The sequence below is a fragment of the Pseudonocardia lacus genome (genome assembly GCF_018531445.1).
Classification (GTDB): Bacteria; Actinomycetota; Actinomycetes; order Mycobacteriales; family Pseudonocardiaceae; genus Pseudonocardia; species Pseudonocardia lacus.
Map to the genome: position 1 here is coordinate 1 of NZ_JAHDTH010000359.1, position 4,046 is coordinate 4,046.

The following is a 4,046-nucleotide window of genomic DNA, read 5'->3' on the forward strand; positions in this document are numbered from 1 at the left end:
GCTCGCTCACGCAGCCTCCCCGCTGACGCTCGCCGGCAGCGCAAGCACCCGCGCTGTGGTGAATGGCGAGCTCACAAGCTCGCTCACGACCTGTCCAGCCAGGTGACCGCGGCCAGCCGCCCGGTGCCGGGCTGGCGGCGGTGGCTGTAGAGGTCGCGGTCCTCGAAGGTGCACCGCGGGTCGCCGCCGATGCGCGCCACGCCGAGTTCGGTGAGCTGGTGGTAGAGCCCCGCGCGCAGGTCGAGCCCGGGCGTGCCGCGCCGGGTGCGCACCGCGCTGCCCGGCAGGCGGGCGTCGACCTGGGCCCGCATCGCGGCGGGCACCTCGTAGCAGCCGCCGCAGATCGCCGGGCCCAGCAGCACCTCGATGGCCCCCACGCGCGCCCCCAGCCCTTCCATGGCCCGCACGACGGCCGGCACGACCCCGGCGGCGGCGCCGACCCGGCCGGCGTGCGCGGCGCCGACCACGCCGGCGACGGGGTCGGCGAGCAGGACGGGCGGGCAGTCGGCGGCCAGCACGGCCAGCGCCACCCCCGGCAGCGCCGTCACCACCGCGTCGGTGGCCGGCGCGTCCGGGGCGCCCGGACGGGGCACCTCGTCGACGACGGCGACCGTCGTCCCGTGGACCTGCTCCAGGAAGACGACCGGCGCACCGATCTCGCGGGACAGCCGGGCGCGGTTCGCCGCGACGGCGGCGGGGTCGTCGCCGACCCCCGCGGACAGGTTGAACGAGCTGTACGAACCGGTGGAGCGGCCGCCCGCCCGGGTCGTCACGACACGCCGGACGCGCGCGCTCACCGGGAGGACCCCGGAGGAGTCCGCACGGCGGCGGGCACTAGCGCTTCATGAACGGCGGCACGTCCACGTCGTCGTCCAGGTCGTCGTGGGTCTCGACCTGGCGGGTGAACGCGGGGGCCTGCCGGTCGGCGACCATCGGCTGGGACGCCGGGTCGGCGCCGTCGGCGCGCGGGTCCGTGCGGCGCTGCGACGGCGGGCCGTACGGGTCGGCCGGGGCCGTGGGCGGGAGGGTGCCGGTCTGGTGGGCACCGCCGGTGAGACCCGTGGTGCCGGGCGCCGGGTAGGCGCGGGCGGGCGAGCCGGTGTGCCCGTTGGCCGGGCCGACGTAGCCGACGAGGCCACCGCCCGCGGGGGGCGGGGTGCCCTGGGACGGCGACGACGGGGTGTGCCCACCGGACGACCCGGACGGGCCCTGGGCGGGAGAGTGCTGTGTAGACGAGTGCTGTGCAGACGACTGCTGCGCCGAGGAGTGCTGCGCGGAGGGGGGCTGGGTGGCGGGCCGGGCCGGCTCCCGCGGCGGGTCGGGCGCGGACGCCGGCGCGGAACCCGAGCCGCCCTCCTGGCCGGAGCGCTCCGCCGAGCGGAACGCCGTGGGCTCGAGCTTCTTGTGGGTCGGGCCGCCCGCCTCGAACCCGGCGGCGATCACGGTGACCCGGACCTCGTCGCCGAGCGAGTCGTCGATCACCGTCCCGAAGATGATGTTGGCCTCGGGGTGGGCGGCCTCCTGGACCAGCGAGGCGGCCTCGTTGATCTCGAACAGCCCGAGGTCCGAACCGCCCGCGATGGACAGCAGCACGCCCTGGGCGCCGTCCATGGAGGCCTCCAGCAGCGGCGAGTTGATGGCCTTGCCGGCGGCCTGCACCGCCCGGCCCTCGCCGCGCGAGGACCCGATGCCCATCAGCGCGCTGCCCGCCCCGGACATGACCGACTTGACGTCGGCGAAGTCCAGGTTGATCAGGCCCGGGGTGGTGATCAGGTTCGTGATGCCCTGGACACCGGAGAGCAGGACCTCGTCGGCCGAGCGGAAGGCGTCCATCAGCGAGACGCCCACGTCGCCCAGCTGCAGCAGCCGGTCGTTCGGGATCACGATCAGCGTGTCGCACTCGTTGCGCATCGCCGTGATGCCCTCTTCGGCCTGGCCGGCCCGGCGGCGCCCCTCGAAGGTGAACGGCCGGGTGACCACGCCGATGGTCAGCGCGCCCAGCTTGCGGGCGATCGACGCCACGACCGGCGCGCCCCCCGTGCCGGTGCCACCGCCCTCGCCCGCGGTCACGAAGACCATGTCGGCCCCCTTGAGGACCTCCTCGATCTCCTCGCGGTGGTCCTCGGCGGCCTTGCGGCCGACCTCCGGGTTCGCCCCAGCACCCAGGCCGCGGGTGAGCTCCCGGCCGATGTCGAGCTTGACGTCGGCGTCCGACATCAGCAGCGCCTGCGCGTCGGTGTTGACCGCGATGAACTCGACGCCCTTGAGGCCGACCTCGATCATGCGGTTGACGGCGTTGACGCCGCCGCCACCGATGCCGACGACCTTGATGACGGCCAGGTAGTTGTGGGGGGGCGTCATGGCGCACCTTCCAGTCCAGCTCGGGTCCGACCCCGGGGGTCCGGGCCTTCGTCTACGACGCTAGGTCGCGCTTCCCTCCCGGTCCAGCAGGCGCGCCGCACGGCGGCAACCCCCCGACCGGGTTCATTCCGGCATCCCGACCGGCGTTCCTCCCGCGGAACCGGGCGCCTCACCGTGTGATCGTGGGCAGGTCGGGACTCGTCACATCGTAGAGGTGGCCGGGTTGGGTGAGCAGGGGGCCGATGACCGCCGCCTTGTCCGGGGAGCGGTCGACCGACCCCCAGCGGACCTCGCGCTCGTCGGTCAACCCGAGGGTGACCTGGCCGGGACCGCCGGCCGCGGTGGCGGTGACCGTCACCACGACGGCGCGGACCTCGGCCGGGAGCGCGGCCAGCACCCCCACTCCGGCCAGGGTCGCGGGGTCGGCCGGCCCGGGTGCGGCCACGGCCAGACCGGGCAGCCCGGCCGGCGCCGGACCGGGGAAGACCGCCCCCGTCGCGTCGACCAGTTCGGGCCCGACGCCGGTCTGCACGACGGCCACCGGGGTCCGCTGTACGACCCGTACGGACACCGTGTGCGGCCAGGTCCGGCGCACGTCGACCGAGGCGACCGCGGGCAGCGCGGCGACCCGGGTGGCGACGGCGGTGACGTCGACCTCGATCAGCGGGCCGCCGGGCACCACGGCGGCGGCGTCGAGCACCTGCTGCCGGGAGAGCATCGCGGGCGCCCCGGCGCCGCCTGCTGGCGCGCCGTCCGCCGTCGTCACGGCGACCTCCACCTGCTCGACGTCGGCGAGGCCGGCGTCGTAGAGCAGCAGCCGCGCGGTCAGGCCCAGCGCGACCAGCACGACCGCGCCGACCAGCACCACGGCCAGCCGGCGACGGCGGCGGTAGACCTCGGGCAGCGGCGGCCGGGCGGGGCGCCCGCCGGCGGGCCGGGGCCGCCGACGCGTCCCCGGCCGGGTCACGCCCGCTCCCGCCGCTCCAGTTCGAGCAGGATCTCCGGGGCCAGCACGGTGACGTCGCCCGCGCCCATGGTGACCACCAGATCGCCGCTGGAGGCCAGCCCGGCCACGACGGCCGGCACGTCCGCCCATCGGGGGACGAACTTCACCCGTTCGGGGGGCAGGGGCACGGCGTCGGCGATGAGGGCGCCGCTGACCCCGGGCTCCGGGTCCTCCCGCGCGCCGTAGACCTCCAGCACGACGACCTCGTCGGCCAGCCCGAGCGCCTCGCCGAAGGCCGGGGCGAAGTCGCGGGTGCGCGAGTACAGGTGGGGCTGGAAGGCCACCACCACCCGGCCCAGCGGGCCGACCACGTCGCGGGCGGCGCGCAGCTGGGCGGCCACCTTCGCGGGGTGGTGGGCGTAGTCGTCGTAGACGGCGACGCCGGCGGCCCGGCCGCGGAACTCGAACCGGCGCCGCACGCCGTCGAACGCCGCCAGCCCGGCCAGCACACCCTCGGCGTCCGCGCCCAACTCGACCGCGGCCAGCAGCGCGGCCAGCGCGTTGAGCGCCATGTGCTCGCCGGGCACGCCCAGCCGCAGCAGGTGCTCGACGCCGGCGTGGCGCAGCACGAGCCGGGCGCCGGTGCCGTCGGGGCGGAAGTCGACCAACCGGGCGTGCGCCCCGGGGCCGCGCCCGTAGCCGAGCACGCGCACGCCGCGGGCCGCCGCGTCGGCCGCCA

The 4,046-nt window shown here is 76.7% G+C and carries 4 protein-coding genes; all 4 read right to left on the bottom strand.

Annotated elements, in window-relative coordinates; genetic code table 11:
- Nucleotides 1-83 precede the first annotated feature (83 nt).
- Nucleotides 84-797, bottom strand: coding sequence for a peptidoglycan editing factor PgeF (gene pgeF / locus KIK08_RS37695; protein WP_308258146.1), 714 nt, complete (start codon nucleotides 795-797; stop codon nucleotides 84-86).
- Nucleotides 798-834: 37 nt separating this feature from the next.
- The gene (gene ftsZ, locus KIK08_RS37700) at nucleotides 835-2,361 is read right to left on the bottom strand and encodes a cell division protein FtsZ (protein WP_214408100.1); all 1,527 of its coding nucleotides are present in this window, start codon (nucleotides 2,359-2,361) and stop codon (nucleotides 835-837) included.
- A 169-nt stretch (nucleotides 2,362-2,530) separates the two neighbouring features.
- Nucleotides 2,531-3,328 (bottom strand): cell division protein FtsQ/DivIB, encoded by a 798-nt coding sequence (locus tag KIK08_RS37705; protein ID WP_214408101.1) that lies wholly within the window; start codon nucleotides 3,326-3,328, stop codon nucleotides 2,531-2,533.
- A partial coding sequence (locus KIK08_RS37710; protein ID WP_305849631.1) for a glutamate ligase domain-containing protein occupies nucleotides 3,325-4,046 on the bottom strand: 722 nt, incomplete at its 5' end. The genes KIK08_RS37705 and KIK08_RS37710, both read right to left, overlap by 4 nt.

What these genes read in the sequence shown, in the direction of transcription:
- ftsZ (WP_214408100.1), bottom strand. Translation starts at nt 2,361, where the DNA reads ATGACGCCCCCCCACAACTACCTGGCCGTCATCAAGGTCGTCGGCATC.